At 62.1% G+C, this 16,068-nt stretch carries 18 protein-coding genes and 2 tRNA genes; 19 read left to right on the top strand and 1 reads right to left on the bottom strand.

Features of this window, described 5'->3' with window-relative positions; genetic code table 11:
- Positions 1-50: 50 nt before the first annotated feature.
- Positions 51-326, top strand: coding sequence for an HU family DNA-binding protein (locus tag CWS72_RS04640; protein WP_241911575.1), 276 nt, complete (start codon positions 51-53; stop codon positions 324-326).
- A gap of 322 nt (positions 327-648) precedes the next feature.
- Complete coding sequence (locus tag CWS72_RS04635) at positions 649-1,101, top strand: hypothetical protein (RefSeq protein ID WP_146002621.1); 453 nt, start codon at positions 649-651, stop codon at positions 1,099-1,101.
- A 90-nt stretch (positions 1,102-1,191) separates the two neighbouring features.
- Here the strand turns inward: CWS72_RS04635 and CWS72_RS04630 are convergent, their stop codons facing one another.
- Positions 1,192-2,166 (bottom strand): zinc ribbon domain-containing protein, encoded by a 975-nt coding sequence (locus CWS72_RS04630; protein ID WP_146002620.1) that lies wholly within the window; start codon positions 2,164-2,166, stop codon positions 1,192-1,194.
- A 107-nt stretch (positions 2,167-2,273) separates the two neighbouring features.
- On the opposite strand from CWS72_RS04630, the gene CWS72_RS04625 reads away from it, so the two are divergent.
- From CWS72_RS04625 to nuoK, 17 genes are all read left to right on the top strand, one after another.
- The gene (locus CWS72_RS04625; protein ID WP_101249390.1) at positions 2,274-4,046 is read left to right on the top strand and encodes a caspase family protein; all 1,773 of its coding nucleotides are present in this window, start codon (positions 2,274-2,276) and stop codon (positions 4,044-4,046) included.
- Between the two features lie 2 nt (positions 4,047-4,048).
- Entirely contained in the window at positions 4,049-5,029 is a 981-nt protein-coding gene (locus CWS72_RS04620) for a 4Fe-4S binding protein (RefSeq protein ID WP_101249389.1), read from the top strand.
- Positions 5,030-5,086: 57 nt separating this feature from the next.
- On the top strand, positions 5,087-5,449 hold the full coding sequence (locus CWS72_RS04615; RefSeq protein WP_101249388.1) for a hypothetical protein: 363 nt from the start codon (positions 5,087-5,089) through the stop codon (positions 5,447-5,449).
- 147 nt (positions 5,450-5,596) lie between these two features.
- Entirely contained in the window at positions 5,597-5,743 is a 147-nt protein-coding gene (locus CWS72_RS27670; protein WP_158240508.1) for a hypothetical protein, read from the top strand.
- A gap of 133 nt (positions 5,744-5,876) precedes the next feature.
- Positions 5,877-5,952 (top strand) — tRNA-Val (locus tag CWS72_RS04610).
- Positions 5,953-6,407: 455 nt separating this feature from the next.
- Positions 6,408-6,484 (top strand) — tRNA-Asp (locus CWS72_RS04605).
- 197 nt (positions 6,485-6,681) lie between these two features.
- Complete coding sequence (locus tag CWS72_RS04600; protein ID WP_101249387.1) at positions 6,682-7,047, top strand: NADH-quinone oxidoreductase subunit A; 366 nt, start codon at positions 6,682-6,684, stop codon at positions 7,045-7,047.
- Complete coding sequence (locus CWS72_RS04595) at positions 7,038-7,589, top strand: NuoB/complex I 20 kDa subunit family protein (RefSeq protein ID WP_101249386.1); 552 nt, start codon at positions 7,038-7,040, stop codon at positions 7,587-7,589. The genes CWS72_RS04600 and CWS72_RS04595 overlap by 10 nt, the downstream gene beginning before the upstream one ends.
- Positions 7,590-7,613: 24 nt before the next feature.
- Positions 7,614-8,213, top strand: a complete 600-nt coding sequence (locus tag CWS72_RS04590) for an NADH-quinone oxidoreductase subunit C (RefSeq protein WP_101249385.1) — start codon at positions 7,614-7,616, stop codon at positions 8,211-8,213.
- 2 nt (positions 8,214-8,215) lie between these two features.
- Positions 8,216-9,394 carry an NADH-quinone oxidoreductase subunit D gene (locus CWS72_RS04585; protein ID WP_101249384.1) on the top strand — a complete coding sequence of 393 codons (1,179 nt, stop codon included), beginning with the start codon at positions 8,216-8,218 and terminating at the stop codon, positions 9,392-9,394.
- Positions 9,391-10,020, top strand: a complete 630-nt coding sequence (gene nuoE, locus CWS72_RS04580; protein ID WP_101249383.1) for an NADH-quinone oxidoreductase subunit NuoE — start codon at positions 9,391-9,393, stop codon at positions 10,018-10,020. Before CWS72_RS04585 ends, nuoE begins: the two co-directional genes overlap by 4 nt.
- Before the next feature lie 4 nt (positions 10,021-10,024).
- Positions 10,025-11,308 (top strand): NADH-quinone oxidoreductase subunit NuoF, encoded by a 1,284-nt coding sequence (nuoF, locus tag CWS72_RS04575; protein ID WP_101249382.1) that lies wholly within the window; start codon positions 10,025-10,027, stop codon positions 11,306-11,308.
- A gap of 9 nt (positions 11,309-11,317) precedes the next feature.
- Positions 11,318-13,378, top strand: coding sequence for an NADH-quinone oxidoreductase subunit NuoG (nuoG, locus tag CWS72_RS04570; protein ID WP_101249381.1), 2,061 nt, complete (start codon positions 11,318-11,320; stop codon positions 13,376-13,378).
- Positions 13,371-14,384, top strand: coding sequence for an NADH-quinone oxidoreductase subunit NuoH (gene nuoH, locus CWS72_RS04565; protein ID WP_101249380.1), 1,014 nt, complete (start codon positions 13,371-13,373; stop codon positions 14,382-14,384). Before nuoG ends, nuoH begins: the two co-directional genes overlap by 8 nt.
- An 11-nt stretch (positions 14,385-14,395) precedes the next feature.
- Positions 14,396-14,884: an NADH-quinone oxidoreductase subunit NuoI gene (nuoI, locus tag CWS72_RS04560; protein WP_101249379.1), complete on the top strand. Its 489-nt coding sequence runs from the start codon at positions 14,396-14,398 to the stop codon at positions 14,882-14,884.
- 256 nt (positions 14,885-15,140) lie between these two features.
- Positions 15,141-15,752 carry an NADH-quinone oxidoreductase subunit J gene (locus CWS72_RS04555; protein ID WP_101249378.1) on the top strand — a complete coding sequence of 204 codons (612 nt, stop codon included), beginning with the start codon at positions 15,141-15,143 and terminating at the stop codon, positions 15,750-15,752.
- A gap of 2 nt (positions 15,753-15,754) precedes the next feature.
- On the top strand, positions 15,755-16,063 hold the full coding sequence (gene nuoK, locus CWS72_RS04550; RefSeq protein ID WP_101249488.1) for an NADH-quinone oxidoreductase subunit NuoK: 309 nt from the start codon (positions 15,755-15,757) through the stop codon (positions 16,061-16,063).
- Positions 16,064-16,068: the final 5 nt, after the last annotated feature.

The following is a 16,068-nucleotide window of genomic DNA, read 5'->3' as shown; positions in this document are numbered from 1 at the left end:
TTGTCTTGGAACTGACTATAACTTGCAGTTTTAACGGAAGGGGGCAGCAAGTGGCTAATAAGAACGATCTCGTGGCCGTCGTGGCGAGCGCCGCCGGGCTTTCGAAAGCCGACGCGGGTAAGGCGGTCGATGCCGTGTTTGCGGCCATCACCGATTCTCTCAAGAAGGGGGATGAAGTGCGCTTGGTCGGCTTCGGCACCTTCGCGGTGTCCGAACGTGCCAAGTCGGAAGGGCGTAATCCTCGGACTGGCGCGAAGATTGAAATTCCGGCATCCAAGCAGCCGAAGTTCAAGGCTGGCAAGGGTCTCAAGGACGCTGTGAACTAAGCGTTTTTTTGCCGAATTCATTGATAATGCCGGCAGCTTGCTGCCGGCATTATTATTTTGGGCCGGGCAATCGCTGCCGGCCGACATTTTCTCCCGGGAATAACTGAGGGACAAGGGACGGCCTGACGGCCGGGCCGGTCTTGATCCGTGTCCGCCTTGATCCGTAACGTGCCTCTTGCTCTTTCCTGGCTGGGCCGAGCCATGCCGATTGCGCGCAGCCGGCTTGTGTGGGGCGGATGGCGCCGGGCCAAACGTCGGTTGACGCTGGGGCGGCAGGTGGGAATGCTATGGGCCATCGCAAGAGCATCCGATCGAGGGTCGCGTGACAATACGTTTTTTCCAACGCACCAGTTTGGCGTTATGCGCCGGATTGGTTTTCTGGTCGGGTTCGGCTGCCGCCGTCACTTTGATTACCGATGACGAAGCCAAACGTCCGAATGATCCACAAGTTACGGCAACCCGCGGGATTACCCGTGGGCCCAGCATTCTGTTCGAGCCGCCGGCGACAGGACCGGCGCCGCATGCACCATTCGACTTTCGTGTGCATTTCGAAGCGCACGGCGGGGCCACCGTCGACCCGGCCCATATCCGCATCATTTATCTGAAGATGCCGAACGTCGATTTGACCGAGCGTCTGCGGCCGTACATCACGGCCGAGGGGATCAATATGCCGGCCGCCCAGATTCCGTCGGGCGAACATCTGTTCAAGATCGAAGTCGAGGATAGCGACGGCCGCAACGGAGAGGCGACCTTCACCGTGAAGGCCGCCAAGTAAGCCTCATTCCGGCGCTTCCCGGTTATCGGCCGGTTTCCTTGTCTGGCGGGCTTGAGGCGATATTCTCTTCAAGCCCGCCAGGACATCGTATTAGTGGAAGAAACGGCCGACACCGGTGGCGATGGAGCAGGCGGCTGTCACCATCAGGGCCATGATATTCAGCCAGTTCGCAATAGCCTCGACGCGTTGCTTGGCATGGACCTTGGTTTCGTTGCGCGGCGCCGAACTGCGCGCCAGCAGGGTGGCCATTTCGTAGACCAGCGAATGTCCGGCTTTGGCGGGAGACTTCCTGGCCGCCCACCATTCCGCCACCAGGCGGCCTGATCCGTAAGCCAACCCGATGCTGGCGACATATTCCAATGTTTCGATCCAATCCCGCGTTCCCTGGGGCAGCACCGGCACATGGTCGATGGCTCCGGTGATGACCAGCATGCCCCAAACCGCGGCGACGGACGCCGTTGCCGCCATCCCGATGGTGGCGCGGAGCGAGCGGGGGCCGGTCAGTCCGAAGGGCAGGGGGATGAGAATCGAGACGAGTCGCAGCACCAACGTATTCAGATCGAGAATGCCGATAATCACCCAGTGGGCGATCAGCAGCAGGGCGACCAGCGCCACGAAATGCCCTACCATGCGGCGGACGGCGGCGAAGTCGCCAAATCCGGAGCCGGCTGCGGGGGGCAGGCTGTTCGTCCGGACGGTGTCGACATGTCCGGAAAGGGTGTGCAAAGCCGTTTCGACGGCGACGAGTCGCGTTTCGATATCGGCGAATCGATCGAGGACGGGGCGCAGGATCAGCAGGTCGCGTCCGCAATGTTTGCAGACGGTTGCGCGATCCTTAATCTCTTCGTCGCAGAATGGGCAGTTCAACGGGGCCTCCCGCAGCGTCGACGCCGATGCGGGCGTGCCGACCGGATGGGGCGCCTTGAGCGGGATGCTCGATGGCGCCGATGATAAACATTTTCCACTCTTGCCTGCCTTGACCGGGCATTGCAAGGGTTCCCGCGGAATTGATGCCGGGGGCGGGGGGGCGGCAGTACCAGCAAGACCGCATGACAGCCATGCCATATTTGTACTTCCGTTCGATCCCCACCTCGGTTGCCCTGTCGAACCGTCTCCCCGGACGGTGGCGCGCTTGGCGTCCCGGAAAGGGGCTTGGGATAGGTGAACCTTCGATGATCATGAGATCGCATGGAACAGAGGGAATTTTCCGGCTTCGGGGAATTCTGTTGGGACTTTTGCTGGCTTCGGCGGTCACGGCCCTATTGCCGTCTCTCGCCGTCGCGCAGGATACGTCCGACCAACCGGCTGAACGCAAGGTCGCGCTGGTCATCGGCAATGGCGCCTATCGCAATACCACGCCGCTCACCAATCCGTCTCATGATGCCGAGCTGATCGGCGGGACCTTGACGCAATTGGGGTTTTCCCTGGTCGGCGGCGCTCCGCTGATCGACGCGGACAAGGCGACGATGGAACAGGCCATTCGTGAATTCGGCCGTCAATTGCAAGGCGGAGCGGTCGGGCTGTTCTATTACTCGGGCCACGGCATCCAGGTGAACGGCTCCAATTATCTCATTCCGGTCACGGCGGATGTGGCGCGCGACGTCGACGTCAAATATGAACTGGTCGACGTGGGGATAGTCCTCGACGAAATGACCCATGCCGGTAATCGCCTCAACATCGTCATTCTCGACGCCTGCCGGAACAATCCGTTCGGTAAGCGGGGGATGCGTTCCGTCTCCTCGGGATTGGGGCAGGTCGTGGCGCCGGCCGGCACGGTTATCGGCTATGCCACCCAGCCGGACAATGTCGCGGCGGACGGCACGGGCAGCAACAGCCCTTACACCACGGCCCTGGCGGCGGCGCTTCGCAAGCCCGGCCTTGACCTGTTCGGCATGTTCAACGAAGTCGGTCTGCAGGTGAAACAAGCCACGAGCGGACAGCAGCAGCCCTGGCTGGCGGCATCGCCGGTCGAGGGGCAATTCTATTTTTCCGGTGCGCCGGCCGGATCGGCCCCGGTGGCCGATCCCGACACGGTTTATTGGGACAATATCAAGAGCAGTGCCAGCTCCAGCGATTTCCAGGATTACCTGTCGCGATTCCCGCAAGGCCAGTTCGCCAGCCTGGCCAAGCGGAAATTACTGACGGACTGTGACGCCCTGGCCGCGGCTCCCAATGATCCGGACAAGTTGAGTGCCGGCGTCGCGCCCGCGGCGATGGATACGCGTCGCGCCATTGCCGCGTGCCGTACCGTCCCTGGCGATGCCCGCGCCGACTACCTGTTGGGCCGGGCTTATGAGGTGGCCGGGCAGTTCGATGGTGCCGCCACCGCCTATCGCCGGTCCGCCGATCAGGATTACGGCACGGCGCAGGCCGCGCTCGGCGCGCTTTACGACACCGGCCGCGGTGTGGCGACCGATCCCGCCGAGGCGATTCGCTGGTATCGCAAGGCGGCGGGACAAGGCATCGCGGCCGCCCAGACGGCGCTCGGCATGCATTATGAGATGGGACGCGGCATCGCCAAGGATGAAGGCGAGGCGGGGCGGTGGTATCGCAAGGCGGCTGAACAGGGGTATGCGCCGGCTCAGGCGGCCTTGGGGCAGCTCTACAGCACGGGACACGGCGTGGCGCGTGACGAGGCCGAAGCGGTCCGTTGGTTCCGCAAGGCCGCGGAGCAGGGGATCGTGCCGGCGCAAACCCGCCTTGGCGAGGCCTATGGCGAAGGTGTCGGGGTACCCCGCGATGCCGCCGAGGCGATCCGCTGGTACCGAAAAGCCGCCGAGCAGGGTGATTCGGCCGCGCAATACGACCTCGGATGGTGCTATCAATTCGGCCTTGGCATCGCGGCCGATAGCTCCAACGCGGTTTCGTGGTATCGCAAGGCGGCGGCGCAAGGAAATGAACGGGCGAAGAACGCCCTGGCGACGCTGACCGGCGCGACGGAGTGAGCATGAGGCAGTACCGGACTTTGCGTTGGGGCGTGCAACTGTTTTTCGTCCTGTTGACCGTATGGATCGGCTGCGAGTTCGTTCTCTTTTATCAGCAGGTCAAGGGGATGGAGCCGGTGACGATCCATCGGCCCGCCGGGGTGGAGGCCTTCCTGCCCATATCGGCGCTCCTCGGGTTGAAGCGCTGGCTGTTCACCGGCCTATGGGACGAAATCCATCCGGCGGGTCTGACGCTGCTGCTGGCTTTTCTCATCGGGACCGTTGTGGCGCGGCGGGCCTTCTGTTCGTGGATCTGTCCGGTGGGAACGCTTTCGCGCGGACTGGAGTGGCTGCGCTATCGCCTGTTGCGTCTGCCGCCCAGATGGAAAGTGCCGATGCTGCTGCGCCGCGTCGCCGCTTTGGCGAAGTATCCCCTGCTGTGCGGGTTCCTTTGGGTCATCGGCAGCATGCCCTTGTCCTCGATCGAGGAATTCCTGCACATGCCCTACAATGTGGGGGCCGACGGGGCGATGCTGAAGCTGTTCCTGCATCTCTCCCTGACCGGTACGCTGGTCGTCGGCGTCCTGTTCCTGTTCTCCCTTATCCTGCGCAACGGATGGTGCCGCGTGCTGTGTCCCTATGGCGCCCTGTTCGGAGTGGTCGGCGTCCTGTCGCCATTCCGGATCCGGCGCGATGTGGGGGCCTGCAAAAGCTGCGGCGCCTGCACCAGGGCATGCGGCATGGGAATCCCCGTCGGTGAGCTGACGACGGTGAATTCCCTTGAATGCACCACATGCCTGTCCTGCGTGTCGGCCTGCCGGGTGAACGGAGCCTTGGGCGTGCGCGCCGTCTGGGGGGCGCGCGTTCGCCCCTGGCTGTTGCCGGCCGGGGCCCTGGCCGTGTTGTTTGTGGCCTACGGCCTGGCTCGCGCCACGGGGCATTGGGATGCCGTTCTTCCTCTCGATAACTACCGTTTCGCTTATCTGTTCGGCGGCCACGGGTGATGGGCGTGTCAGCCAGATGGAAACCAGCCACTTCTTTACGGACAAGGATGGTCGTTCATGAAGGCTAAGATCGTTTTCCCCATACTGGTTTCGATGGTCGTCGTCTCTTCCGCCATGGCGCAGATGCCCGATGCGCCGCCGCGGATGACACCGGCCCAGATGGATGCGGTTCACGAATGCGCCGCGGCGCAGGGTATCGATCTGCCGGCCCCTCCTTCCGGGGGGCCCGGCGCGCGGGGCCCGATGGGCGGAGATCACGCCATGATGGCGCGCCCCGATGGAAAGGCGCCGCCGCCCGATGACAGCGACGACGGGAATCCTCCGGCCCGGTTGAGCGATGCGCAGAAGAAGATCGTCGACGCCTGTTTCGCCGCCAACGGCCTTACCCCACCCCCGGCTCCGCCATCCCAGCCCAGGTAGTGGCGTCAACGGGTGGCACAAGGAAAACGGCGGGCTTTGCGGTCGGAAGACAGGTTCGCAAATCCCGCCGTCCAGTGAACATAGAGGGGAGCCATGGGCTTGTTGTTTCCGTATCACCTTCGCCGATCCGCGCCACGCCAAGTTTTCATGACGATCACGGAGGTCGGGAAGAACAAGGTCAAGCTGGCTTGCCCCGCCTGCGGCCATACCGAGGGCTGGGTTGTCGGCCTGACCTCAACCGAGATGCGGCGGCAACCCTGTCCAAACTGCAATGCCGGCGGTGCCGGAAAATAGGTCGGCAAGGGCAAGGGGAACGACCGGGGCGCATATTCCGGTGATCGTTCGGACGTCTGGCGCATTCATGCGTGTTTCGTTCCAATCATGGAACTTGCCAAAATGACTGAAACTCCCTAGAAAGCGCTGGCGCGGGCGGTTAGCTCAGTTGGTAGAGCGCGTGCTTTACACGCATGATGTCGGGGGTTCGAGCCCCTCACCGCCCACCACGCCGCTCATTGTCAGGCAGGCTGTCCCTGGCCCGCCGGACCCTCCCAGCCCCCCTTTTCCACCTGTTACGAAAAAAGCTCAGACGCAAGAGTCCGCGTTTCGCGGCCTCTTGAAAGGGTGGATTCAAGTCCCCACCTTTTGTGGGTAATACTTTGGCCCATTCTTGGAAAACGAAGAATTGGCCGAGGAAAAAATTTTGTAGGGTGGGGGCATGGGGCTATCACCATGGATATAATAAGGGCTTTCCTGGTATCCAAAGCCACAAACAGCCGGGTGTTTCTGCGGCGTCTCTTGCCGCTATTTATCGAAATATGGCTGTTTTTCCTTCATGAGAGCTGCCCATTTTCACAGCAACTGGCGAAGTCGGATGGAAAGAGTGCTGAATCCATGGTGTGTCCCTTGACAGCTTTGTGACCCTGGATTACACCTCCCGCACCTACGCGGGGTCTTTTGCGGGGGTGTAGCTCAGTTGGTTAGAGCGCCGGCCTGTCACGCCGGAGGTCGCGGGTTCGAGCCCCGTCACTCCCGCCATGAACCCAAGTTTTGCCAAGCGTTGACTTAGTAACTATAAGTAGGGGGATCTCGCCACCTTATATCCTCGTTTGACGCCCTTCGGTCCTTTGTTTAACATTTCAACCAGATCTGTTTGACGCGACCGACGCCATGGCGTGAACTTGGCTGGTGGTCGAAGTCTTTCTCGGATCTGTCGATAGGAGGAGGGCAGAAACATGGACACCATGCTCCTTGAATACCTCCCGATTCTTCTTTTCCTCGGCATTGCCGTGGCCTTTGCCGCCATCGCCGTCGGGGCTTCCTGGCTGGTTGCCCGCCAGAAGCCGGATGTGGCCAAGGACTCGGCTTACGAATGCGGCTTCGACGCCTTTGACGATGCGCGTTCGAAGTTTGAGGTGCGCTTCTATCTCGTAGCCATTCTTTTCATCATTTTCGATCTCGAAGTCGCCTTCCTCTTTCCGTGGGCCGTGTCGCTCGGAAAGATCGGCCTGTTCGGGTTCTGGTCGATGATCGGGTTCCTTGGCGTGCTCACCGTCGGCTTCATCTACGAGTGGAAGAAAGGAGCGTTGGAATGGGAGTGACCCCCGGTTCGACCGAGACTGGTCCGCTGCCGGTTCCCAATGCCGGGCAGAACGCCGTTCTGGAGGCCGCCGCCGAAGAGCTCAACCGCAAGGGGTTTTTGTTGTCGAGCGTCGACGCCCTGGCCAATTGGGCGTTCACCGGCTCGATGTATCCGATGACCTTCGGTCTGGCCTGCTGCGCGGTGGAAATGATCCATTCCGCCTGTTCGCGTTACGATCTCGACCGCTTCGGGGTCGTTTTCCGCCCAAGTCCCCGTCAGTCCGACGTGATGATCGTCGCCGGCACCCTCACCAATAAGATGGCGCCGGCGTTGCGCAGGGTCTACGACCAGATGCCCGAGCCGCGTTGGGTGATCTCCATGGGGTCCTGCGCCAACGGCGGCGGCTATTACCATTACTCCTACTCGGTAGTGCGCGGCTGCGATCGCATCGTGCCCGTCGACATCTACGTCCCCGGATGCCCTCCGACGGCGGAAGCGCTGTTGTACGGCATCCTTCAACTTCAGAAGAAGATCCGCCGCACCCACACCATCGCGCGCTGATCGTCTGCCTTCCGGCGAGTGACCATGACGCAAGCTCTGCAAGATCTCGGCGATTACATCGCCGCCGCGCTGTCTCAGGAAGTGCTTTCGGCCCAGTTGCTGTCCGATGAACTGGTGATCATCGTTCGCGGCGCCGCCATTCAGAGGGTGATGACCTTTCTGCGTGACGACGCCAATTGCCAGTTCAAGCAGGTGATGGACATCACCGCCGTCGACTACCCGGAGCGTGAACAGCGTTTCGAGGTGGTCTACAACCTGCTGTCGCTGAAGCACAACCAGCGGATCCGGGTCAAGGTCAACACCGACGAGGATACGCCGGTGCCGACGATCACCGGGATCTACTCGGCCGCCGATTGGTTCGAGCGCGAGGTCTGGGACATGTTCGGGGTAACCTTCGCCGATCATCCCGATCTGCGCAGGATTCTCACCGATTACGGGTTCGAGGGGCATCCGTTGCGCAAGGATTTCCCCCTCACCGGATTCGTCGAACGGCGTTACGACGACGAACAGAAGCGCGTCGTTTATGAGCCGGTCAAACTGACCCAGGATTTCCGCAATTTCGACTTCCTCAGCCCGTGGGAAGGAATGCTGCCGGGCGATGAAAAGGCGGGGAAGGGGGAATAAGCATGGCCGAAGCCCAGATCAAGAATTACTCCATCAATTTCGGCCCGCAGCATCCGGCCGCCCATGGCGTGATGAGGCTGGTTCTCGAAATGTCGGGCGAGGTGGTGGATCGTGCGGACGCGCATATCGGCCTGCTTCATCGCGGCACCGAAAAGCTGATCGAATACAAGACCTATATGCAGGCGGTGCCCTATTTCGACCGCCTGGATTACGTCTGTCCGATGAATCAGGAGCACGCCTTCTGTCTGGCGGCCGAGAAACTGTTGGGCATCAAGGCTCCCGAACGGGCCCAATATATCCGCGTCCTCTATGACGAAATCGGCCGCATCACCAACCATCTGCTGAACACCACCTCCTTCGCCCTCGACGTCGGCGCCATGACGCCGATGCTCTACGGCTTCGAGGAACGCGAGAAGCTGATGGAGTTCTACGAGCGTATTTCCGGGGCGCGCCTGCATGCCGCCTTCTGCCGCGTCGGCGGCGTGGCGGCCGATATGCCGGCCGGGCTGGCGGAAGATATCCTCGCCTGGACCGAAACCTTCCCGAAGGTGCTGGACACCATCGAATCCCTGCTGAACGAGAACCGCATCTTCAAGCAGCGCACCGTGGATATCGGCATCGTCTCGGCGCAGGAAGCGCTCGATTGGGGATTTTCCGGGCCCAATCTCCGAGCCTCCGGCTTCTCCTGGGACTTGCGCAAATCCCAGCCCTACGCCGTTTACGACCAGTTGGATTTCGATATTCCGGTCGGTAAGCACGGCGATTGCTACGATCGCTACAACGTGCGGATCGAGGAAATCAAGCAGTCGTTGCGGATCATGCGCCAGTGCATCGAAAAAATGCCGTCCGGTCCGGTCCGCGTCGACGACCGCAAGATCGCCGCCCCGCCCAGGGCCGAGATGAAAAGCTCGATGGAAGCCTTGATCCATCATTTCAAATTATTCACCGAGGGTTTCCACGTTCCGGCGGGCGAGACCTATACGGTGATCGAGACGCCGAAGGGCGAATTCGGCGTCTATCTGGTTTCCGACGGCAGCAACCGGCCCTATCGATGCAAGATCCGGCCGCCGGCGTTCGCCCATTTGCAAGGCATCGACTTCATGTCCAGGGGCCATATGCTCGCCGACGTCGTGGCGAATATCGGCTCTATCGACATCGTTTTCGGCGAGATCGACCGATGAGCAGCAGCACCGAACAGTCCTTTCAGCCCGCCAGCTTCGCCTTCAGCGAGGAAAACCGCGTCAAGGCCCAGGCCTTGATCGCCAAGCATCCCGAAGGCCGTCAACGGAGTGCGGTCATTCCGTTGCTCGACCTCGCGCAGCGCCAGGAGGGCTGGGTTTCGCTGGCCGCCATGGACCATCTGGCCGAGATGCTGGGAATGGCCCGCATCGAGGTCTATGAGGTGGCGACCTTCTATTCCATGTTCAAATTGCAGCCGGTGGGCCGCTACCATCTGCAGGTCTGCACCAATCTGCCCTGCATGCTGCGCGGCTCGGCCGAGATCGTCGAGACCTGCGAGAAGGAACTGGGGGTCGGCCTGGGCGAGACGACGCCCGATGGCCTGTTCACCCTGTCCGAGGTCGAATGCCTGGGGGCCTGCGTCAATGCGCCGGTCATCTGGATCGGCGACGATTATTACGAAGATCTCGATATCGAAAGCACCAAGGCGCTTGTGCAGGCTTTGAAGCGCGGCGAGACGCCCAGGCCGGGGTCGCAGACCGGCCGCAGCGGCTCGGCGCCCCAAGGCGGTCCGACCACGCTGACCGCCGCGGGGGGAAGCCTTCCATCCTCAGGGGGAGATGCTTAAAGCCATGCTGCACGATAAAGATCGCGTCTTCACCAACCTCTACGGGCTTCACGACTGGCGGCTCGCCGGCGCCCGCGCCCGCGGCGATTGGGACGGCACCAAGGAAATCCTGGCCAAGGGCCGCGACTGGATCATCGACGAGATGAAGACCTCGGGCTTGCGTGGTCGCGGCGGCGCCGGTTTCCCCACGGGGCTCAAATGGTCCTTCATGCCCAAGGAAGTGGGCGCGCGGCCGCATTATCTGGTCGTCAACGCCGACGAGGGCGAGCCCGGCACCTGCAAGGACCGCGATATCATCCGCCAGGATCCCCACAAGCTGGTCGAGGGATGCCTGATCGCCAGTTTCGCCATGGCGGCGCATACCTGCTACATCTACATCCGGGGCGAATTCATCCGCGAGGCCGAACATCTGCAGGCGGCGGTCGACGAGGCCTATGCGGCGGGGCTGATCGGAAAGAACGCCTGCGGTTCCGGCTGGGATTTCGATCTCTACGTCTATCGCGGCGCCGGCGCCTATGTCTGCGGCGAGGAAACCGCGTTGATCCAATCGCTGGAAGGCAAGAAGGGGCAACCTCGTCTGAAGCCGCCGTTTCCCGCCGGTGTCGGCCTTTACGGCTGTCCGACCACGGTCAACAACGTCGAATCCATCGCGGTGGCGCCGACCATCCTGCGCCGGGGTGCTGCCTGGTTCGCCGGCCTGGGACGGCCGAAGAACAGCGGAACCAAGGTCTTCTGCATTTCCGGCCATGTCGAGCGGCCCTGCAACGTCGAAGAGGAAATGGGCATTCCCTTGCGGGAGCTCATCGAGAAGCATGCCGGCGGCGTTCGCGGCGGATGGGACAATCTGCTTGGCATCATTCCCGGCGGTTCGTCGGTACCGGTGCTGACCAAGTCCATCTGCGATACGGTGCTGATGGATTTCGACAGCCTGCGCGACGTGCGCTCCGGTTTGGGCACGGCGGCGGTGATCGTCATGGACAAGTCGACCGATATCGTCCGTGCCATCACCCGGCTCTCCAAGTTCTACAAGCATGAGAGCTGCGGCCAGTGCACGCCCTGTCGCGAGGGGACCGGCTGGATGTGGCGGGTCATGGAACGCATGAGCGTGGGCCGCGCCACCGTCGAGGAGATCGACATGCTCGATGACGTCACCCGTCAGGTCGAGGGACACACCATCTGCGCCCTGGGCGACGCGGCGGCCTGGCCGATCCAGGGGCTGATCCGCAGTTTCCGTCCTGAATTGGAGCGGCGCATCGCAGAAGCCCGCGCCAATGCCGTTGCCGCTTGAGGAGTTGACATGCCCAAACTGACCATCGATGGACGCGAGGTGGAGGTCGAGGCGGGGACATCGATCCTGCAGGCCGCCGAAGTTCTCGGCATCGAAATCCCGCGCTTCTGTTACCACGAGCGCCTGGCCATCGCCGGCAATTGCCGCATGTGCATGGTCGAGGTGGCCAACAGTCCGAAACCCGTGGCCTCCTGCGCCATGCCGGTCGCCGACGGAATGGTCGTGCGGACCAATACCCCCGTGGTCGCCAAGGCCCGCAAGGGCGCCTTGGAATTCCTGCTGATCAATCATCCGCTCGATTGCCCGATCTGCGATCAGGGCGGCGAATGCGACCTGCAGGACGAGACCATGGCCTATGGTTACGACCGCGGCCGTTTCGCCGAGAACAAGCGGGCGGTTCAGGACAAGAACTTCGGTCCCCTGGTCAAGACCACCATGAACCGCTGCATCCATTGCACGCGCTGCATCCGTTTCATCACGGAAGTGGCGGGCGTTCCCGAACTGGGGGCGACCGGGCGCGGCGAGAACATGGAGGTCACGACTTATGTCGAAAAGGCCCTGTCCTCCGAGCTTTCCGGCAATATCATCGATCTTTGCCCGGTCGGCGCCCTGACCAGCAAACCATATGCCTATACCGCGCGTTCCTGGGAACTGAAGAAGACCGAGAGCATCGACGTCCTCGATGCGGTGGGCGCCGCCATCCGCATCGACAGCCGGGGCAACCAGGTGATGCGCATCCTGCCGCGTCTCAACGACGACGTGAACGAGGAATGGCTTTCCGACAAAAGCCGCTTCGCCTGCGACGCCCTGGTCCGTCAGCGTCTTGACCGTCCCTACGTGCGTCGCGACGGAAAGTTGAGGGAAGCCACCTGGAACGAGGCCTTCACCGCCATTTCCGAGCGCCTGAAGGCCACCTCCGGCGCCAGGATCGCCGCCATCGCCGGCGATCTGGCCGACGCTGAATCCATGCTGGCCCTGAAGGAACTGTTCACCGCCTTGGGATCGGTCCATCTCGATGGGCGCCAGGACGGCGTGAAATTGGCCGGTCCACGGGGATCCTACATCTTCAACAGCGGAATCGCCGGGATCGACCGGGCCGACGTCCTGTTGTTGATCGGAACCGATCCCCGCAAGGAAGCGCCGGTGCTCAATGCGCGGATCCGAAAACGCTGGCTGAAGGGTGGTTTTTCCGTCGCGGCCGTCGGCCCGAAGGCCGATTTGACCTATCGGCACGACAATCTGGGTGACGATCCGGCCATCCTTGCCGCCATTGCCAAGGGCGAACATCCTTTCGCCGACAAATTGAAGGCGGCGAAAAACCCGATGCTGATCATCGGGCAGGGCGCCCTGACCCGCACCGACGGAGCGATCCTGCTGGGGCTGGCCCGCAAGATCGCCGAGACCGGCGGCATGGTGCGCGACGACTGGAACGGCTTCAACGTTCTGCATACCGCCGCCGCCCGTGTCGGCGCCCTCGATCTCGGGTTCCTGCCCGGTATCGGCGGGCGTGACGTCGAGGGCATCCTGGCGGGTGCGGAAAAGGGCGACATCGACCTCGTCTATCTGCTGGGCGCCGATGAAATCGATATGGCCCGCCTGGGTCGGGCCTTCGTCGTCTACCAGGGCCATCACGGCGATGCCGGCGCGCATCGGGCCGACGTGATTCTGCCCGGCGCCGCCTACACCGAGAAGAACGCCACCTACGTCAACACGGAAGGGCGCGTTCAGCGGACCAGGCTGGCCGTTTTCCCGCCGGGCGACGCCAAGGAGGACTGGACGATCGTCCGGGCGCTCTCCGAGGTGGTCGGACACAAGCTTTCCTTCGATACGCTGGAGCAGCTTCGCCTGCATCTGTCCGCCGTCAGTCCGTCGTTCGCCACGCTCGACCGCCTTCAGACGGTCGATTGGGGGGCCTTCGGGGCGGAAGGAACGCCGGCCTCCGATCCATTGGTTTCGCCCATCGAGAATTACTACATGACCGATTCCATCAGCCGCGCCTCGAAGACCATGGCGGAATGCACCGCCACCTTCGTCGGCTGCGCTCATCAGAGGAGCGGCACCCATGGCTGATCTGTGGACGGGTTATGTCTGGCCGACGGCGATCATCGTCGCCCGGATCTTCGCCATCGTGCTGCCCCTGCTGGTGGCGGTGGCTTATCTGACCCTGGCCGAACGCAAGGTGATCGGCGCCATTCAGATCCGCAAGGGTCCCAATGTGGTGGGCCCGTTCGGATTGCTGCAACCCCTGGCCGACGGCATCAAGCTGTTCTTCAAGGAAACCATCATTCCGTCCGGCGCCAACAAGACGGTCTTCTTCATCGCGCCGGCACTGACCTTCATTCTGGCCCTGGTCGCCTGGGCGGTCATTCCCTTCGACGAAGGGTGGGTGCTGGCCAATATCAATGTGGGCATCCTCTATCTGTTCGCCATTTCGAGCCTGGGCGTCTACGGCATCATCATGGCCGGCTGGGCGTCCAATTCGAAATACGCCTTTTTGGGCGGTTTGCGCGCCGCCGCGCAGATGGTTTCCTACGAGGTCTCGATCGGTTTCGTGATGATCTCGGTGCTGCTTTGCGTGGGCTCGCTCAATCTGTCGGACATCGTCCATGCGCAGGCGGAAAAGGGGTGGTTCGTCTTCTGGCATCTGCCCCTGTTCGTGATTTTCTATACATCCTGCCTGGCCGAAACCAACCGTTCGCCCTTCGATCTGATGGAAGCCGAATCGGAACTGGTCACCGGCTACAACGTCGAATATTCGGCGATGACCTTCGCCCTGTTTTACCTGGGCGAATATGCCAACATGATTCTGGTTTGCGCGATCACCACCGTCCTGTTCCTGGGCGGCTGGCTTTCGCCGCTGCCCTTCGCCCCCTTCACGCTTGTGCCGGGCATCATCTGGTTCGCGCTCAAGATTTCCGTGCTGCTGTTCGGCTTCCTGTGGATCCGCGCGACCTTCCCGCGTTATCGCTTCGACCAGTTGATGCGGCTGGGCTGGAAAGTGTTCCTGCCGTTCTCCCTGGTTTGGCTGGTCCTGACGGCGGGCGTGCTGGAATACGCCGGCTGGCTGCCGAAGTGAGGAGAGCACCAATGTCGTTCCTGGATCGTACCGCGCGCACCTGGTTGCTGGCCGAGCTGATCTCCGGCATGGCGGTGACGCTGCGCCACTTCTTCGCCCCCAAGGTGACCATCAACTATCCCTTCGAGAAGGGGCCCTTGAGCCCCCGCTTCAGGGGCGAGCACGCCCTTCGGCGCTATGCCAACGGCGAGGAACGGTGCATCGCCTGCAAACTCTGCGAGGCGATTTGCCCGGCCCAGGCGATCACCATCGAAGCCCAGCCGCGCGCCGACGGCAGCCGCCGGACCACCCGCTACGACATCGATATGACGAAATGCATCTACTGCGGTTTCTGCCAGGAAGCCTGTCCGGTGGATGCCATCGTCGAAGGCCCGAACTTCGAATTCGCCGCCGAGAGCCGGGCCGAACTCATGTACGACAAGGACAAGCTGCTCTCCAACGGCGAGCGCTGGGAAACCGAACTGGCCGCGCGGCTCGCCGCCGACGCGCCTTACCGGTGAAAGGTGCCGTCACGATGAACCGACAAGTCGCCAAGAGGCCAGGGAAAGAAATGATCTCATTCTTTTCGTCATCCCCGCAAAAGCGCTACGGCATTCGACAAAACGGTGCCGTCCATGGGCGCCCGGATAAGCCCTCGCCCCTCTCCCGCAAGGGGCGAGGGGATCTTTTCCCTATCCGACGCTCGCGAACGACGCGCGTTTCGCTACCGGAAAAAAGATGTGTGAATGCCGGAGTAAGAGTTAAGGGGGACGCCGCATGATTCAGGCTCTCGTTTTCTATCTGTTCGCGGCGATCACCGTGGCCAGCGCCGTGATGGTGATCTCGGCCCGCAATCCCGTGCATGCGGTGCTGTTCCTGATCCTCGCCTTCTTCAACGCCGCCGGATTGTTCCTGCTGGTCGGCGCCGAATTCCTCGCCATGGTGCTGGTGGTCGTCTATGTCGGCGCGGTGGCGGTGCTGTTCCTCTTCGTCGTCATGCTGCTCGACATCAATTTCCTGAAGCTGCGCGAGGGCTTCTTGCAATATCTGCCGATCGGCGGCGTGATCGGCCTGATCCTGCTGGCCGAGCTGGCCCTGGTGGCCGGAAGCTGGAGTTTCGCGCCCGACGCGCCCTTGTCGGTGGGAACACATGTCCCCGACCCGACGGTGGTGACCAATACCGATGCGCTGGGGCGGCTGATCTATACGGACTATTTCTACCTGTTCCAGATCGCCGGCCTGATTTTGCTGGTGGCGATGATCGGGACCATTCTTCTGACGCTGCGCGGCCGTACCGACGTGCGCAGGCAGTCGATCGCCGAACAGGTTGCCCGAACCAAGGCAGATTCGGTGGAAATCCGCAAAGTGGCCAGCGGGGGAGGCATCTGATGTTGGAGATCGGTCTCGCGCACTATCTGACGGTGGGCGCCATTCTGTTCACCCTGGGGGTCTTCGGCATTTTCCTCAATCGCAAGAACGTCATCACCATTCTGATGTCGATCGAGCTGATGTTGTTGGCCGTCAATCTGAACTTCGTCGCCTTTTCGCACTTCCTGAATGACCTGGGCGGCCAGATCTTCGCCATGTTCGTGCTGACCGTGGCGGCGGCCGAAGCGGCCATCGGCCTGGCCATCGTGGTGGTGTTCTTCCGTAATCGCGGCACCATCGCGGTGCAAGACGCCAACCAGATGAAGGGGTGAGCGGG

It is taken from the genome of Telmatospirillum siberiense, assembly GCF_002845745.1.
Taxonomy (GTDB): Bacteria; Pseudomonadota; Alphaproteobacteria; order Rhodospirillales; family Magnetospirillaceae; genus Telmatospirillum; species Telmatospirillum siberiense.
This window is presented reverse-complemented; position numbering and strand designations above follow the sequence as displayed.